Annotated in this window: 11 protein-coding genes, 1 tRNA gene and 1 pseudogene; 6 read left to right on the top strand and 7 right to left on the bottom strand. The window is 71.1% G+C overall.

Annotated features, from left to right (window positions below):
• The first annotated feature begins 3 nt into the window (after window positions 1-3).
• Both FBY22_RS09655 and FBY22_RS09650 read left to right on the top strand, forming a co-directional pair.
• Window positions 4-951, top strand: a complete 948-nt coding sequence (locus tag FBY22_RS09655; protein WP_142144139.1) for an ATP-binding protein — start codon at window positions 4-6, stop codon at window positions 949-951.
• 45 nt (window positions 952-996) lie between these two features.
• On the top strand, window positions 997-1,389 hold the full coding sequence (locus FBY22_RS09650) for an SCO5389 family protein (RefSeq protein ID WP_142144137.1): 393 nt from the start codon (window positions 997-999) through the stop codon (window positions 1,387-1,389).
• Window positions 1,390-1,480: 91 nt separating this feature from the next.
• Here the strand turns inward: FBY22_RS09650 and FBY22_RS09645 are convergent, their stop codons facing one another.
• The 4 genes from FBY22_RS09645 to FBY22_RS09630 are packed head-to-tail and all read right to left on the bottom strand — an operon-like array spanning window position 1,481 to window position 6,033.
• A complete protein-coding gene (locus FBY22_RS09645; RefSeq protein ID WP_142144136.1) occupies window positions 1,481-2,845 on the bottom strand; it encodes a GH1 family beta-glucosidase in 1,365 nt (454 codons plus the stop codon).
• Between the two features lie 29 nt (window positions 2,846-2,874).
• Entirely contained in the window at window positions 2,875-3,714 is an 840-nt protein-coding gene (locus FBY22_RS09640; RefSeq protein ID WP_142147485.1) for a carbohydrate ABC transporter permease, read from the bottom strand.
• Between the two features lie 7 nt (window positions 3,715-3,721).
• Window positions 3,722-4,711, bottom strand: a complete 990-nt coding sequence (locus FBY22_RS09635; RefSeq protein ID WP_142144134.1) for a carbohydrate ABC transporter permease — start codon at window positions 4,709-4,711, stop codon at window positions 3,722-3,724.
• Between the two features lie 5 nt (window positions 4,712-4,716).
• Entirely contained in the window at window positions 4,717-6,033 is a 1,317-nt protein-coding gene (locus FBY22_RS09630; protein ID WP_142144132.1) for a sugar ABC transporter substrate-binding protein, read from the bottom strand.
• 209 nt (window positions 6,034-6,242) lie between these two features.
• Between FBY22_RS09630 and FBY22_RS09625 the strand changes: the two genes are divergently transcribed.
• Window positions 6,243-8,015, top strand: a complete 1,773-nt coding sequence (locus FBY22_RS09625) for a coagulation factor 5/8 type domain-containing protein (RefSeq protein WP_142144130.1) — start codon at window positions 6,243-6,245, stop codon at window positions 8,013-8,015.
• A 42-nt stretch (window positions 8,016-8,057) separates the two neighbouring features.
• On the opposite strand, the pseudogene FBY22_RS09620 reads toward FBY22_RS09625, so the two are convergent.
• Window positions 8,058-9,105: pseudogene (locus FBY22_RS09620) on the bottom strand (GTP-binding protein).
• Between the two features lie 523 nt (window positions 9,106-9,628).
• On the opposite strand from FBY22_RS09620, the gene FBY22_RS09615 reads away from it, so the two are divergent.
• From FBY22_RS09615 to FBY22_RS09605, 3 genes are all read left to right on the top strand, one after another.
• A complete protein-coding gene (locus FBY22_RS09615; protein ID WP_142144128.1) occupies window positions 9,629-10,801 on the top strand; it encodes an acyltransferase family protein in 1,173 nt (390 codons plus the stop codon).
• A gap of 139 nt (window positions 10,802-10,940) precedes the next feature.
• Entirely contained in the window at window positions 10,941-12,278 is a 1,338-nt protein-coding gene (locus tag FBY22_RS09610; RefSeq protein ID WP_142144126.1) for a hemolysin family protein, read from the top strand.
• The gene (locus FBY22_RS09605; protein ID WP_142144124.1) at window positions 12,275-13,294 is read left to right on the top strand and encodes a hemolysin family protein; all 1,020 of its coding nucleotides are present in this window, start codon (window positions 12,275-12,277) and stop codon (window positions 13,292-13,294) included. The genes FBY22_RS09610 and FBY22_RS09605 overlap by 4 nt, the downstream gene beginning before the upstream one ends.
• Before the next feature lie 66 nt (window positions 13,295-13,360).
• Here the strand turns inward: FBY22_RS09605 and FBY22_RS09600 are convergent.
• Both FBY22_RS09600 and FBY22_RS09595 read right to left on the bottom strand, forming a co-directional pair.
• Window positions 13,361-13,448, bottom strand: a tRNA-Leu gene (locus tag FBY22_RS09600).
• Window positions 13,449-13,543: 95 nt separating this feature from the next.
• Entirely contained in the window at window positions 13,544-15,112 is a 1,569-nt protein-coding gene (locus tag FBY22_RS09595; protein WP_142144122.1) for an aldehyde dehydrogenase family protein, read from the bottom strand.
• Between the last annotated feature and the right edge of the window lie 27 nt (window positions 15,113-15,139).

Genomic DNA, 15,139 nt, shown 5'->3' with positions numbered 1-15,139 from the left:
GTAATGCGGGTGGCGTTCGTCGGCAAGGGCGGCAGCGGCAAGACCACCCTGTCCGCGCTCTTCGCCCGCCGCCTGCTGGCCTCCGGCGCTCCCGTGCTCGCCGTCGACGGCGACATCAACCAGCACCTCGCCGAGGCGCTGGGGCACGACGGCGGCCCCTTCACCGCCCCGCCGCTCGGGGCCCGTCTCACCGCGATCAAGGACTACTTGCGCGGCACGAACCCCCGTATCGCCTCCGCCGATTCCATGATCAAGACCACGCCTCCGGGCCGCGGCTCCCGTCTGCTGCGCCTGCTCGGCGACGACGAACTGCACGCGCGGCACGTCCGGCGCGCGGGCGGGGTCCCGCTGATGGTGACGGGCAAGTTCGACGAGAGCGACCTGGGGGTGGCCTGCTACCACTCCAAGCTCGGCGGGGTCGAGCTGTACCTGGGGCATCTGGTCGACGGCCCCGGCGAGTACGTCGTCGTCGACATGACGGCGGGCGCGGACGCGTTCGCCTCGGGTCTGTTCACGCGCTTCGACCTCACGTTCCTGGTGGTCGAGCCGACGCGCAAGGGTGTCTCGGTGTACCGCCAGTACCGCGACCACGCCCGGGAGTTCGGGATCCGGATCGCGGCCGTCGGCAACAAGGTGAGCGGCGAGGACGACGTGCTCTTCCTCAAGGAGCAGGTGGGCGACGACCTCCTCACCCACCTGGTCCACTCGCCCTGGGTACGGGCGAACGAACAGGGCCGTGCGAAGGGCGAGTTGGAGGAGCACAACCGCCACGCCCTGGACGTTCTGCGGGCGGCGGTGGACGCCCGCCCCAAGGACTGGGACACCCTGCACCGCCACGCCGTCGAGTTCCACCTGCGCAACGCCCGCGCCTGGGCGGACCGCGCCACGGGCGAGGACCTGGCGGACCAGGTCGACCCGGAGTTCGTGCCGGGCCCGGCGTCGCTGGCCTGACCGGCCGTCACTCAACCCATATCCACGACCAGAACGGAACCCCCCATGTCTCTCGACGTCTCCCCCGAACTCCTCGCCGCAGCCGAGTCCGGTGACATCCGCGAGGAGGACTTCGTGGCCACCGTCCGCACGTCCCTCCCCTACGCCTACGACCTCGTCGCCTCCCTGGCCGCCGAACTCGGCTCGGGCACGGCCGAGTTCGCCGACAACCAGACCCCGCCGCCGTCCGAGAGGGAACGCGGGCAACTGCTGCGCGCCCTGGCCAGCGACGCGATCCGGGGCAGCCTGGAGCGCCACTTCGGCATCGAACTGGCCTTCCAGAACTGCCACCGCGTGGCGGCGTTCCGCCCGGGCGCGCGGGACGGCTGGACATACGGCCGCTTCACCTCCGTCCGGTCCCAGGTACTGAACCAGTCACCGGAGTTCAGGGACTGCTGATCGCGTGGACACAGCGACACGGGCCGGGCGGTGAGACCGCCCGGCCCGTGTCGATCGGCGGCTCGGCGAAGCCCGCGCGTGCCGTGCCGGCTCACGCGGCCTGCGAGGACCTCCCGCGGTGGGCCCGGATGATGTCCGCGTACCGGTGTCCCGTGCCCTTGATCGTGCGCTTCTGGGTCTCGTAGTCCACGTGGACCAGTCCGAACCGCTTGTCGTAGCCGTACGCCCACTCGAAGTTGTCCAGCAGGGACCAGGCGAAGTAGCCGGCCAGCGGGGCGCCCTGGCGGACGGCCGAGGCGCAGGCGGCGAGGTGGCGCTCCATGTAGTCCTGGCGCTCCGGGTCGTCGACGGTTCCGTCGGGGCGTACGACGTCCGGGTAGGCGGAGCCGTTCTCGGTGACGTACAGGCGGCGGATCGGGTACTCGTCGGTGAGGCGCAGCAGGAGCGTCTCGATGCCGTTCGCGTCGATCTCCCAGTCCATGCCGGTGCGCGGGACGCCGAGGCGGCGCACGGAGCGGACGTGGGGCGCCGGGGCCGAGGGGTCGTCGGCGACGGTGGACGGCATGTAGTAGTTCAGGCCGTGCCAGTCGAGTGGCGCGGCGATCCTCGCCAGGTCACCCTCGCGCTCGGGCAGTTCGACGCCGTAGACCTCGCGCATGTCGGCCGGGAAGCCTCGGCCGTACACCGGGTCCAGCCACCAGCGGTTGATGTGGCCGTCCTGCCTGCGGGCGGCCGCCACGTCCTCCTCGCGGTCGGTGGCGGCGTGCACCGTGGAGAGGTTGGTGACGATGCCGACCTGGGCGTACGGGGCCGCGGCGCGGATGGCGTCGACGGCGAGGCCGTGGCCGAGCAGCAGGTGGTAGGAGGTGCGGACGGCGGCCGTCAGGTCGGTGAGGCCCGGGGCCATCCTGCCTTCCAGGTGGCCGATCCAGGCCGAGCAGAGCGGCTCGTTGAGCGTGGCCCACTGCGTCACGCGGTCGCCGAGGCGCTCGGCGACGACGGAGGCGTACTCGGCGAACGCCAGGGCGGTGTCCCGTTCGGGCCAGCCGCCGCGGTCCTGGAGGGCCTGGGGCAGGTCCCAGTGGTAGAGGGTGACGGACGGGGTGATGTCCGCCTCCAGCAGGGCGTCGATCAACTCGTCGTAGAAGGCGAGGCCCTTGGGGTTCACCGGGCCGTCGCCGCCGGGCATCACCCGTGGCCAGGCGACCGACAACCGGTAGGCGTTGGTGCCCAGTCGGCGCATCAGGCCGATGTCCTCGCGCCAGCGGTGGTAGTGGTCGCAGGCGACGTCTCCGTTGTCGTTGCCGGCGACCTTGCCGGGCGTGTGGGAGTAGGTGTCCCAGATCGACGGGCCGCGGCCGTCCTCCGCGGCGGCTCCCTCGATCTGGTACGCCGCTGTGGCCGTGCCCCACAGGAAGTCGTGGGGGAAGGCGGCGAGGTCGATGCGGTCGGACACGGAAGTCCTCTCGAGGCGATGGGAGTTGGTCACTTGACGGCTCCCGCTGTCAGCCCGGCGACGAGATAGCGCTGCAGCAGCAGGAAGCCGGCGACCACGGGCACGCTGACGACCAGCGAGGCGGCCATGATCTGGTTCCAGTACACGTCGTTGAGCGTGGAGTAGCCCTGGAGGCCGACGGCGAGCGTGCGGGTGGTGTCGTTGGTCATGACGGAGGCGAACAGCACCTCGCCCCAGGCGGTCATGAAGGCGTAGACGGCGACCGCGACGATGCCGGGGATCGCGGCCGGCACGACCACCCGGAACAGGGCGCCGAGCGGGCCGCAGCCGTCCACCAGCGCCGCCTCGTCGAGGTCGCGCGGCACCGAGTCGAAGTATCCGATCAGCATCCAGATGGAGAACGGCAGGGAGAAGGTCAGGTAGGTGAGGATCAGGCCGCCGCGGGAGCCGAACAGGGCGATGCCGGTGGCGTTGCCGATGTTGACGTAGAGGAGGAACAGCGGCAGCAGGAAGAGGATGCCGGGAAACATCTGCGTGGACAGCACGGTGACCGTGAACACCCGCTTGCCGCGGAAGTTGTAGCGGCTGACGGCGTACGCGGCGAACACCGCGATCACCACCGAGCAGACGGTCGCCGCGCCCGCCACGATCAGCGAGTTGGCGAAGTAGCGCGCCAGCGGGACAGTTGACCAGATGTCGATGTACGGGCGGATCGTCAGACCGCTGGGCAGCCACCGGAACTTGCCGGTGACGTCCGCGAGCGGTTTCAGCGAGCTGGAGACCATCACGTACACCGGGAGCAGGACGAACCCGGTGAGCAGGGTGAGGAAGACCCGGCGCGACCAGAGGAAGGAACTCGGGGGCGCCATGGGGGACTTAGACATCACCGGTCCTCCGTCCGCGCGAGGTGAGCACCAGGTACACGCCGGTCACGACGAGCAGGAAGAGCAGCAGCAGGACGGACATGGCGGAGCCGGTGCCGAAGTTCCAGGTGACGAACGAGGCCTGGTAGATGTGGACCGAGATGAGGTCCGCGGCCTCGGGTGCGGACTTGCCGAACAGGACGTAGGGCGTGTTGAAGTCGTTGAACGTCCACAGGAACAGGACCAGCAGCAGCACCTGGTTGACCGGGCGCAGCGACGGCAGGGTGATGCGGCGGATCTGCTGCCACCTCCCGGCGCCGTCCAGGGCCGCCGCCTCGTACAGCTCGGCGGGGATGTTCTGCAGACCGGCCATGACGATGAGGAAGGCGAAGGGCCAGCCCTTCCATACCGACACCGTCAGCAGGGCGTAGAAGCTGTTGTCGCCGATCAGCCAGAAGGACGGCTTGTCGGTGAGGTGGAGCTGGTCGTGCAGGACGTGGTTCACCAGGCCGTTGTCGTGCTGGAACATGAACACCCAGGTGATGACGGCCGCGTAGACCGGCAGCGCGTACGGCACCAGGAACAGCGCCCGCAGCAGGCCGCGGCCGGTGAAGGTGTCCTGCATGTAGATCGCGGCCGCGGTGCCGATCAGCCAGCACAGGCCGACGGAGAGCAGGGTGAAGGCGACGGTGACGAAGAAGGAGTGCAGCAGCGCCTCGCCGACGGGGGCGTCGAAGTCCACCGACACCTTGTAGTTGCCGAGGCCGGTCCAGGGCGCGGTGCCCCAGTCGCGGATGTAGAACTGCGTGAGCTCCTTGAAGCTCATCACGATGCCGATCACCATCGGCACCAGGTGGACCAGGAGTTCGAGGATCAGAGCGGGCAGGAGCAGCAGGTACGGGAGTCCGGCGCGGCGGATCCGCCCGGTGCGGCGACGCGGTTCGCGCGTCGCCGCACCGGCGGGACTCCCCCTCAGCGGTTCCTTGAGGGTGGTGGTGGTCATCGGGCTCACTTCGCCGGCATCTGCTGCTGGGCCTTCTCGAGGGCTGCCTTCACCGAGGCGGTGGTGACCGCGCGTCCGGCCGCCGCGTCGGCGAACAGGTTCTTGACCGCGGTGCCGACCGCCGTCTCGAACTGCGACTCGTCGGCGACCTGCGGCAGGGCGGCCGCGCTCTTGGCGAGGGTGTCCTTCAGGACCGCGTTGGCCGGGGAGTTGAAGGCCGCGTCGGTCTGCGCGGTCTTGACCGGCGGGATCGAGCTGTACGCCGTGTTGAGGATCTTCTGCTCGGCGTCGCTGGTCATGAACTTCACGAACTTCGCGGCGCCGTCGAGGTTGTGGCTGTTCTTGAAGACGGCCAGGTTGATGCCGGCGACCATGGAGTTGACCTGGGTCCCGGTGCCGGGGGTGCCGGACTGCACGGGGACCGGTGCGATGCCGTACTTGTCGGGGCTCATGCCCTGCGACTTGAGGTTGGCGGACGCGGACTGCCACAGCAGCATGGCCTGCTTGCCCTTGGCGAAGTCGCTGACGGACTGGTTCTGCGCGTACTCGGCGTCGCCGGTCGGTATGACCTTGTCCTTGGCCATCAGGTCGACGTACTGCTTGACCGCGTCGACGACCTTGGGGTTGGTGAAGTCCGCCTTGCCGTCGGCGGTGAAGAACTCGCCGCCGTGCTGCTTGGCGAAGACGAAGACGTGGTGGATGTTCTCGGAGAGGTTCGCGCCCTCGGCGCCGAGCGGCGACTTGCCCTTCGAGGAGATCTTCTTGCCGTCGGCGACCAGCTCGTCCCAGGTGGCCGGGGGCTTGGAGATGCCGGCGTCGGCGAAGATCTGCTTGTTGTAGTAGAGGGCGTAGGCCATCGAGTACAACGGGACGGCGGCCGGGTCCTTGCCCTCCGCGCCGGTCGAACCGAGCGCCGAGTCCACGAAGCGGTCCTTGCCGCCGATCTTGGCGAAGTTCTTCGCGTCCCACGGCAGCAGCGCGCCGGTGGCCTGCAGGGACGCGCTCCAGGTGTTGCCGATGTTCAGGACGTCGGGGCCCTGACCGGAGGTGGTGGCGGTGAGGATCCGGTTCAGCAGGTCCGACCAGGGGACCACCTCCAGCTTCACCTTGATGCCCGTCTGCTTCTCGAACCTGTCGAGTTCGGGCTGCAGGACCTTCTTGTCGATGGCGATGCTCGCGCCCTGGTTGGAGGCCCAGTACGTGAGCGTCTTCGGCGAGTCGTTGGACCCGCCGCCGTTCGACGAACCGCCTCCGCAGGCCGTGGCGGCAAGGGCGAGTGACACGGTGACGGCGCCTACGGCCGCGGCTCGGATGCTGCGCATGGCTCCCGGTGTCCCTTCGGGGTTGCACTCATGGCTTAATTTAGGACGTGAGTTAAACCTCCGCAGCGGAACTCGTCAAGGGGTACGGCAGCCCCGGGGCAATCCGGTCCCAGCTCTTGACGCGAGTGTTCGAGCAGTTGAAGCATGCACGGCCAAGAGAGCGCTCCCAAACCGCACCCCGTTCACTTCCCGAACAGGAGAGCCGCCGTATGCCCCTGCCCGACATAGGCCGCAGAACCGTCCTCGGCGCGGCCGCCGCCTCCGCGCCCGCGCTGCTCGGACTGTCGGCGCCCGCGAACGCCGCCCCCGAGACGCCCAGGAAGCCGCGCCTCCTCCCCGGTGGCGGCGACCTGGGCCCCAACGTCCTGGTCTTCGACCCCTCCACCCCGGGCATCCAGGCCAGGCTGGACGAGGTGTTCCGGCAGCAGGAGTCGGCCCAGTTCGGCACCGGCCGCTACGCGCTGCTGTTCAAGCCGGGCACGTACCACAACCTCAACGCCCAACTGGGCTTCTACACCTCCATAGCGGGCCTGGGCCTGTCCCCCGACGACACCACCATCAACGGGGACGTGACGGTCGACGCCGGCTGGTTCGGGGGCAACGCCACGCAGAACTTCTGGCGTTCGGCGGAGAACCTGGCGCTGGTCCCGGCGAACGGCACCAACCGGTGGGCGGTCGCGCAGGCGGCGCCGTTCCGCCGTATGCACGTGCGCGGCGGCCTCGACCTGGAGCCCACCGGCTACGGCTGGGCGAGCGGCGGCTACATCGCCGACAGCCGGATCGACGGCCAGGTGGGCCCGTACTCGCAGCAGCAGTGGTACACCCGGGACAGCGCGATCGGCAGCTGGCTCAACGGCGTGTGGAACATGGTCTTCTCGGGTGTCGAGGGCGCCCCCGCGCAGAGCTTCCCGAACCCGCCGTACACCACCCTCGACACCACCCCGGTCTCCCGGGAGAAGCCCTTCCTGTACGTCGACCGGGCGGGCGCCTTCCATGTGTTCCTGCCCGCGAAGCGCACCAACGCCCGTGGGGTCACCTGGGGCAACGGCGCCCCGAGGGGCACCTCGCTGCCCCTGTCGCGCTTCTACGTCGCCAAGCCGGGCGTGTCCGCGGCCACCCTCAACCAGGCGCTCGCGCAGGGACTGCACCTGCTGCTGACGCCGGGGATCTACCACCTGGACCGGCCCGTGCAGGTGAACCGCCCCAACACCGTCGTCCTGGGCCTGGGTTACGCGACTCTGATCCCGGACAACGGCGTCACGGCCCTGCGGGTCGCCGACGTCGACGGCGTCCGCCTCGCCGGCTTCCTCATCGACGCCGGACCGGTCAACTCCCGGACGCTGCTGGAGGTCGGCCCGCGGGGAGCCCACAAGGACCACTCGGCCAACCCCACCACCGTGCAGGACGTGTTCGTCCGCATCGGCGGCGCGGGTCCGGGCAAGGCCACCACCAGCATGGTGATCAACAGCCGGCACACCATCGTCGACCACACCTGGGTCTGGCGCGCGGACCACGGCGAAGGCGTCGGCTGGGAGACCAACCGGGCGGACTACGGCATCGTCGTCAACGGCGACGACGTGCTGTGCACGGGCCTGTTCGTCGAACACTTCAACAAGTACGACGTCCAGTGGTACGGGCAGCGAGGGCGCACGATCTTCTTCCAGAACGAGAAGGCGTACGACGCCCCGAACCAGGCGGCGATCCAGAACGGCACGGTCAAGGGCTACGCCGCCTACAAGGTCGGCGACCACGTCACCGCGCACGAGGGCTGGGGGCTGGGCAGTTACTGCTTCTACAACGTCGACCCGAGCATCGTGCAGCACCACGGTTTCGCCGCCCCGAACACCCCGGGCGTGCGGTTCCACGACCTGCTCGTGGTCTCGCTGGGCGGCCAGGGCCAGTACGAGCACGTGATCAACGAGACGGGGGCTGCGACGTCGGGCACGTCGACCGTGCCGTCCACGGTGGTGTCGTACCCGTGAGCCGGGGCGGCCCCGCCCGCATGGGGCGGGGCCGCCGTGGCGTCACCGTGCCGGTGCCGGCGCGTAGCCGGTGGGGCGGGCGGTGAAGGTGCCGCGGCCCTGGGTGCGGCTGCGCAACCGGGTGGCGTAGCCGAAGAGTTCGGCCAGCGGCACCGTCGCCGTCACCACCGCCGAGCCCGCCCGGGTGAGCGAGCCCGAGACCCGGCCGCGGCGCGCGGCGAGGTCGCCGAGGACACCGCCGACGGCGTCCTCGGGGACGCTCACCGTGACCTCCACGACGGGCTCGAGCAGGACCATCGCGCAGGCGCGCAGGGCCTCGCGCAGGCCCAGCCTGCCCGCGGTGCGGAAGGCGGTGTCCGAGGAGTCCTTCACGTGGGTCGACCCGTCGGTGAGGGTGACGCGAAGCCCGGTCACCGGGTGCCCGCCGAGCGGCCCCTCGCCGAGCGCCTCCCGGCAGCCGGCCTCCACCGCGCGCACGTACTCCTGCGGCACTCGCCCGCCCACAACGGCCGAACGGAATTCGAACCCCTCGGCCAGCGGCTCGACATCGAGCACCACATGGGCGAACTGGCCCGCCCCGCCGTCCTGTTTGACGTGCCGGAAGACCAGACCGGACACCCCGCGGCCCACGGTCTCCCGGTGACTCACCGCGGGACGGCCGACGTTGACCTCGACGCCGCTTGTTGACGAACGCGATCCTCGGCACACCGTGCCGGTCGGCCTGCCGCCACACCGACTCGCTCTGCGGCTCCACGCCGGCCACCGCGTCGAACACGGCGACCGCGCCGTCGAGGACCCGGAGCGAGCGTTCCACCTCGGCGGCGAAGTCGACGTGCCCCGGAGTGTCGATCAGGTTGATCCGGTGGCCGTCCCAGGAGCAGCTGACGGCCGCGGCGAAGATGGTGATGCCGCGGTCGCGCTCCTGCGGGTCGAAGTCGGTGACGGTGGTGCCGTCGTGGACCTCGCCGCGCCGGTGCGTGGTCCCGGTGGCGTACAGGATCCGCTCGGTGACGGTGGTCTTGCCCGCGTCGACGTGGGCGAGGATGCCGAGGTTGCGGACGGTGGTGAGGGCATCGAGGTTGGTGCGCACGGCCCGTTGGCCTTTCTGGTGGTGTGGAGCGGGGCGGCGCGATTCCCGGACGTGGCGGACCGCAGGGCGGGCCTGCGGGTTCAGACGCTCGTCGCGGGCATCCGGTACCGGCCGCGCAGCGGGCACCGGACGGACGGGGACACCAGGATCACCTCGTACCGCGAGCGGGGGACGACGACAGCGGTGCGGTACGGCACGGCCGGTCTCCCCTCGTCACTCGGTCCGCGCGTCACGTCGACGCACGGTGCGTGGCGAGTGTAGGGAACCGGCGAGCCGCCGGGCATCACCTTTTCCCCGCTGCCCCGCTCAAGGGCCGCCCCATTCCCCGGTGTCCCGCTCAGCGCCCGCCCCATTCCCCGTTCCCCGCTGCCCCACTCAATGCCCGACCCCTCGCCGTGCGATGGTTCGCGCCCGTCGGGAGACGGCTGCCACCGCGGGCCGCGCGCCTCGCCGTCAACCCGCGAGCCCCGCCGACACCCTTTGCGGGTGGTTTACGGACGCCAGAACCGGTGAGGCGGCTGTAATGTCCCAGCCCCAGACCACAGCCGTAGCACCGGCGAAAGCCGCACCCCGCGAAGCCGTGCCCGAGGCGGCGGGTTCTCCCCTCGGCGCGCGGGAGGCTCGGGCGAAGCAGCGTGACGCCTACTTCGACAACGCCAAGTACCTGGCGATCGTGCTGGTGGCGATCGGCCACGCGTGGGAGCCGCTGCGCGACGACAGCCGGGTCGTCAGCGCGCTCTACAACTTCGTCTACGCCTTCCACATGCCGGCGTTCATCGTCATCTCCGGGTACTTCTCCCGGAGTTTCGACGCGAGTCCCGGGCGGGTCAGACGCCTGGTGACGGGAGTGGCCGTGCCGTACGTCGTCTTCGAGACGGCGTACACCCTTTTCACCCGCTGGACCGACGGGGTGCCGGACCGGCCGATCAGCCTGCTTGACCCCCTGTATCTGACGTGGTTCCTGGCCGCGCTGTTCGTCTGGCGGCTGACCACCCCGCTGTGGCAGCGCGTGCGGTGGCCGCTGCCGATCGCGCTGACCGTCGCGGCCCTCGCCACCCTCTCCCCGTCCATCGGCAACGACCTCGACCTGCAGCGGGTCCTGCAGTTCCTGCCGTACTTCGTGCTGGGGCTGTGTCTGCGGCCGGAGCACTTCCGGCTGGTGCGGCGGTGGCCGGTGAGGCTGCTGGCCCTGCCGGTCCTGGGGTGCGCGCTCGCGGTGTCGTACTGGGCGGAGCCACGGATGACCGGGGCCTGGTTCTACCACCGCGACAGCGCCCAGGAGCTGGGGGCGTCCGCCTGGTTCGGGCCGGTGATGACACTGGCCGCCTTCGGTTTCTCGATGGTGCTGGTCGCCTGCTTCCTGTCCTGGGTGCCGGGACGGCGGCTGTGGTTCACGGCGCTGGGCGCGGGCACGCTGTACGGCTACCTGCTGCACGGCTTCGTCGCCCAGGGCTCCAAGTACTGGGGCTGGTACTCCCCCGGCTGGATCCACCGCCCGCTCGGTGCGGTCACCGTCGCGCTGGCAGCCGGAGCCGTCGTGACGCTGCTGTGCACACCGCCTGTGCGGCGGGTCTTCCGGTTCGTCGTGGAGCCGGACATGAAGTGGGCGTTCCGGAGGGAGCCGCGGGAGCGGCTGCCCGTTCCGGCGCAGGCCCGTGTGCCGGGAACCCGCACCGGGTCCCGGGCGTTGTCCTGACAAGCGCCGAGAAAACCTGAGGAGCCACCCCTTTGTCCGCGAGACCGACGGACCCCCCGGGGCACAGTCCCCGCCCGTCCCGCCGCGGTGACCCCGACCGCGGCACACGGCCGGGCGCCCCTTGCCGGCCGTCACGCCGGTGAGTGCCGCCCACGCCGTCCTGGGCCTGCTGGCCGTGTTCGTGCTGACCGCCGGTACGGGCTATTTCGTGGCCCAGGAGTTCGCCTACGTCTCCGCCGACCGCCTCGCCCTGGCCCGTGAGGCGCGGGCCGGTGACCGTCGGGCCGCGCGGGCGCTGAAGGTGCTCGAGAGGCTGTCGTTCATGCTGTCCGGCGCCCAGCTGGGCATCACGGTGACCGGTCTGGTCGTCGGTTTCATCGCCGAGCCGTCCGTGTCCGCGCTGCTCGGGCCCGCCCTGTCCGGCGTCGGCGTCCCGGGCGCGGCCGTCACCGGCCTGTCCGTGGTGCTCTCCTTCGTCGGCGCCACGGTGGTGCAGATGGTGCTGGGCGAGCTGGCCCCGAAGAATCTCGCCATCGCGGTGCCCGAGCGGCTGGCCAAGTCGCTGGCCGCCTCGACGCTGGCGTATCTCAAGGTCGTCGGGCCGGTGGTACGGATCTTCGACGGCGCGGCGAACCGGCTGCTGCGCGAGACCGGCATCGAGCCGGTCGAGGAGCTGCACCACGGTGCCACCCTGGAGGAGCTCGGCCATCTCATCGGCGAGTCGCACGAGCAGGGGCGGCTGTCCAAGGGCACCGCCGAGCTGCTGGACCACGCGCTGGGGTTCTCCGAGCGCACGCTGGACGAGGTGATGGTGCCGCGCGCCGACACCGTGTTCGTCCGCGCGGACGCGAGCGCGTCCGAGGCCGTCGACCTCATCGGCAAGTACGGCCACTCCCACCATCCGGTGCTCGGCGAGCACCCCGACGACGTCGGCGGAGTGCTGGGCGTGCGCGAGCTGATGCGGCTGCCCGCGGACCGGTTGGCCGCCACGACGGCCGGCGAGCTCGCCCGGCGCCCGCTGCTGCTGCCCGACACCCTTCCGCTGCCCGAGGCGGTCGAGCGGATGCGGGAGCGTGACGACGAGTTCGCGGTCGTACTCGACGAGCACGGCGGCGTGGCGGGCGTGGTCACCTACGAGGACATCGCCGAGGAACTGGTCGGCGACATCGCCGACGAGTCGGACACGGTCATCCACCTCGCCGTCGCCGAAACCGACGGCTGGCTGGTGGACGCAGGGCGCCGCCTGGACGAGGTCGCCGAGGCCACCGGCATCGGGCTGCCCGAAGAGGACGACTTCGACACGGTGGCCGGCCTGGTCGTGGACCGTCTCGGCCGCTTCCCGGCAGTCGGCGACCGGATCACGGTCGCGCTGCCCGACGGCGGGCGCGCGGTGATCGTCGTACGCGCCGTGGACCGGCACGTGCCCGAGCGCGTGCGGATCGCGCGGCTGGCGGAGCGGACGGAGGAGCAGCGTTGAGTTTCCCGATGGCGCTCTTCGTCACCGTCGTGCTGCTGATCGGCAGTGGCTTCTTCGTGGCCGCCGAGTTCGCGCTGGTCGCCGCCAAGCGGCATCGCGTGGAGAAGGCGGTCGCCGAGGAGCGGCGCGGCGCGCGGGCTGCCCTGGACGGCATGCGTGAGCTGTCGCTGATGCTGGCCGGCGCCCAGCTCGGCATCACGGTCTGCACCCTGGGCCTGGGGTCGGTCTCCAAGCCGGCGATCTCGCACTCGCTGGACCCACTGCTGCACGCGCTGGGCCTGCCGAGCGCGGTCAGCTACGGCATCGCGTTCGCCGTCGCCATGGTCGTCGTGGTGTTCCTGCACATGGTCGTGGGCGAGATGGCCCCCAAGTCCTGGGCGATCGCGCATCCGGAACGCTCGGCGATGCTGCTCGCGCCGTCGTTCAGGGCCCTGGTGACGGCCGTAAGGCCGCTGATCTCGCTGCTCGACAAGGTCAGCAACGCGCTGGTACGGCTGTGCCGGGTCACCCCGCGCGGCGAGCCGGCCCCGGTGCACGGCCGGGAGCAGCTCACCCATCTGGTCGAGGAGTCGCGGCGCCTCGGCCTGATCAGCGAGGCCGACTCGGGGCTGATCACCCGCTCGCTGACCGAGCCCGAGACCCCGGTGGGAGAGCTCCAGGTCCCGGCCTCGCGGATCACCTCGGTGGACGGCGCGGCCGATGCCGAGGAGGTGCTGCGCACGGCGGCCGGCAGCGACCGTACCCGGCTGCTGGTCCGCGAGGGCGATCGCGTCCTCGGCTCGGTGCACGCCCGGGACGCGCTGGTGGCCCGCGCCCGGGGTCACAGCGCGAGCGCGCGCGACATGGCCCGGCCGGTGCCGGAGCTGGGTGCGGACACCACGGTCGCCGACGCGATCGACGTCATGCGGGCGCACCGAGCCTCGCTCGCCGTGGTCCGCGACGACACGGGCCGGCTGACCGGCATGGTGACCCTGGACGACCTGCTGGCGCGTTTCCTGCAGCCGCGGGCGGCGTAGGGGACGTCGCTCGGCCGCGGTGGTCTCCGGAAATGCGAAAGACCCCTGATGAACAGGGGCCTCAGCTGGTGTCCGAGGGGGGACTTGAACCCCCACGCCCGATAAAGGGCACTAGCACCTCAAGCTAGCGCGTCTGCCATTCCGCCACCCGGACGAGGTGTCTGTCGCCGGACAGGAGGTGTTCCCCGCGGCGACAGACACAACAATACCAAGCTTTCGGAGTGCGTTTCACCTGCGTATCCGTGTGCGTCAGGGCATGAGGTGGTAGTCCGGGAAGTTGCCGGGCAGCCGTTCGTGCGCCGGGCCCCGGGTCACGGCGCGTACGAGGAGTTCGCCGCCGACGAACGCGCCGCGCCAGGACGCCCCGAAGCCGCCGAAGAGCTCGTCGCGGTCGCCGCGGGAGCGGGCCGTTCCGTGGCCGACCTTGAACGCGCGGATCTGCGGGGCCAGCCGGTCGAAGGTGGCCCGGTCGTCCGTGCACAGCGTGGCGACGAGCGCGCCGTTGGAGGCGTTCATCGCGGCCAGCAGTTCCGCCTCGGTGTCGACCAGGACGATGGTGTCGACCGGGCCGAACGGTTCCGCGTGGTGCAGCGGCGAGGACCGCGGCGGGTTCAGGAGCGTGACGGGCTGGACGTACGCCGATGTGTCCTGGCCGGGCAGGAAGCGGGCGTCGTTCTCGCGGCCGCGGTGCAGCGGCACGGCGCCGCGGTCGATGGCCTCGGCGACCTGGTCGCGCAGCTCCTTGGCCTTGGCCGCGTTGATCACGGGCCCGAAGTCGAGCGCGGGGAAGGGGGCCTCCGGGCGTTCGACGGCGAGCGGGTGCCCCACCCGCAGTGTGCGGACCGCCGGCAGGTACGCCGCCAGGAAGTCGTCGAACAGCTGCCGCTGGACGACGAAGCGCGGGTAGGCCGTGCAGCGCTGCTTGCCGTAGTCGAAGAGCTTGGGCACGACTGCCGCGAGCGCGTCCCAGTCGGAGTGGTTCCAGATGCCCCAGGTGTTGAGTCCCTCCTGTTCGAGGATGTGCCGTTTGCCGAGGTCGGCGACGGCGGTGGCCACGGCGGCGCCGGTGTCGCGGCCGCCGACGAAGGAGACGCAGCCGATCTCGGGCGCCCGCACCAGCGCCTGGGACAGCTCTCCACCGCTGCCGCTGACGAGGGTGACGGGGATTCCCTCGCGGGCGGCGAGCGCGCAGGCCAGGGTGAGACAGGCGAGGCCGCCGTCGCTGGGGGTCTTGGCGATCACCGTGTTGCCCGCCAGCGCCTGCACGAGCAGGGCGTGGACGAGGACGCTCATCGGGTAGTTCCAGCTGGCGATGTTGGACACCGGGCCGTCCAGCGGGGCCCGGCCGGCGAGCATCGGCTCGATGCCGTCGACGTACCAGCGGACGCCGTCGATGGCCCGGTCGACGTCCGCCTGCGCGAGCCGCCAGGGCTTGCCGATCTCCCAGACGAGCAGCAGGGCGAGCAGTTCGCGGTGTTCGGTGAGGGCGTCGAGGGTGGCGGCGACGCGGGCCCTGCGCTCGTCCAGGGGTACGTGCCGCCAGGCGCGATGCCGGTCGAGGGAGGCGCGGACCGCCTGGTGCGCGGTGCGGCCGTCGAGTCGTGGCGGGCCGGCGATGGGACTGCCGTCGACGGGGCTGGTGGCGGGCAGGGTCCGGCCGTCGGCCTGCCAGGTGTCGGCCCACAGGTTGAGGACGCGGTCGTCCCGGAAGGCCTCCGGGGCGACGGTCAGGCAGCGCTGCCAGGCGTCTGCCCAGGACGTGCCTGATTTGAGGGTGAGGGTGGAGGTGGAGGTGTTGGGGGTGAGGGTGGATGCCATCGGTTGCTCCGCTCTCGGTGCACAGTC

The sequence above is a fragment of the Streptomyces sp. SLBN-31 genome (assembly GCF_006715395.1).
Taxonomy (GTDB): Bacteria; Actinomycetota; Actinomycetes; order Streptomycetales; family Streptomycetaceae; genus Streptomyces.
This window is presented reverse-complemented; position numbering and strand designations above follow the sequence as displayed.

Excerpts from the sequence above, each read along its gene's own strand:
- FBY22_RS09655 (WP_142144139.1), top strand. The coding sequence starts at position 4 with ATGCGGGTGGCGTTCGTCGGCAAGGGCGGCAGCGGCAAGACCACCCTG.
- FBY22_RS09650 (WP_142144137.1), top strand. The coding sequence starts at position 997 with ATGTCTCTCGACGTCTCCCCCGAACTCCTCGCCGCAGCCGAGTCCGGT.
- FBY22_RS09640 (WP_142147485.1), bottom strand. The coding sequence starts at position 3,714 with ATGGCGCCCCCGAGTTCCTTCCTCTGGTCGCGCCGGGTCTTCCTCACC.
- FBY22_RS09635 (WP_142144134.1), bottom strand. The coding sequence starts at position 4,711 with ATGACCACCACCACCCTCAAGGAACCGCTGAGGGGGAGTCCCGCCGGT.
- FBY22_RS09630 (WP_142144132.1), bottom strand. The coding sequence starts at position 6,033 with ATGCGCAGCATCCGAGCCGCGGCCGTAGGCGCCGTCACCGTGTCACTC.
- FBY22_RS09625 (WP_142144130.1), top strand. The coding sequence starts at position 6,243 with ATGCCCCTGCCCGACATAGGCCGCAGAACCGTCCTCGGCGCGGCCGCC.
- FBY22_RS09615 (WP_142144128.1), top strand. The coding sequence starts at position 9,629 with ATGTCCCAGCCCCAGACCACAGCCGTAGCACCGGCGAAAGCCGCACCC.
- FBY22_RS09595 (WP_142144122.1), bottom strand. The coding sequence starts at position 15,112 with ATGGCATCCACCCTCACCCCCAACACCTCCACCTCCACCCTCACCCTC.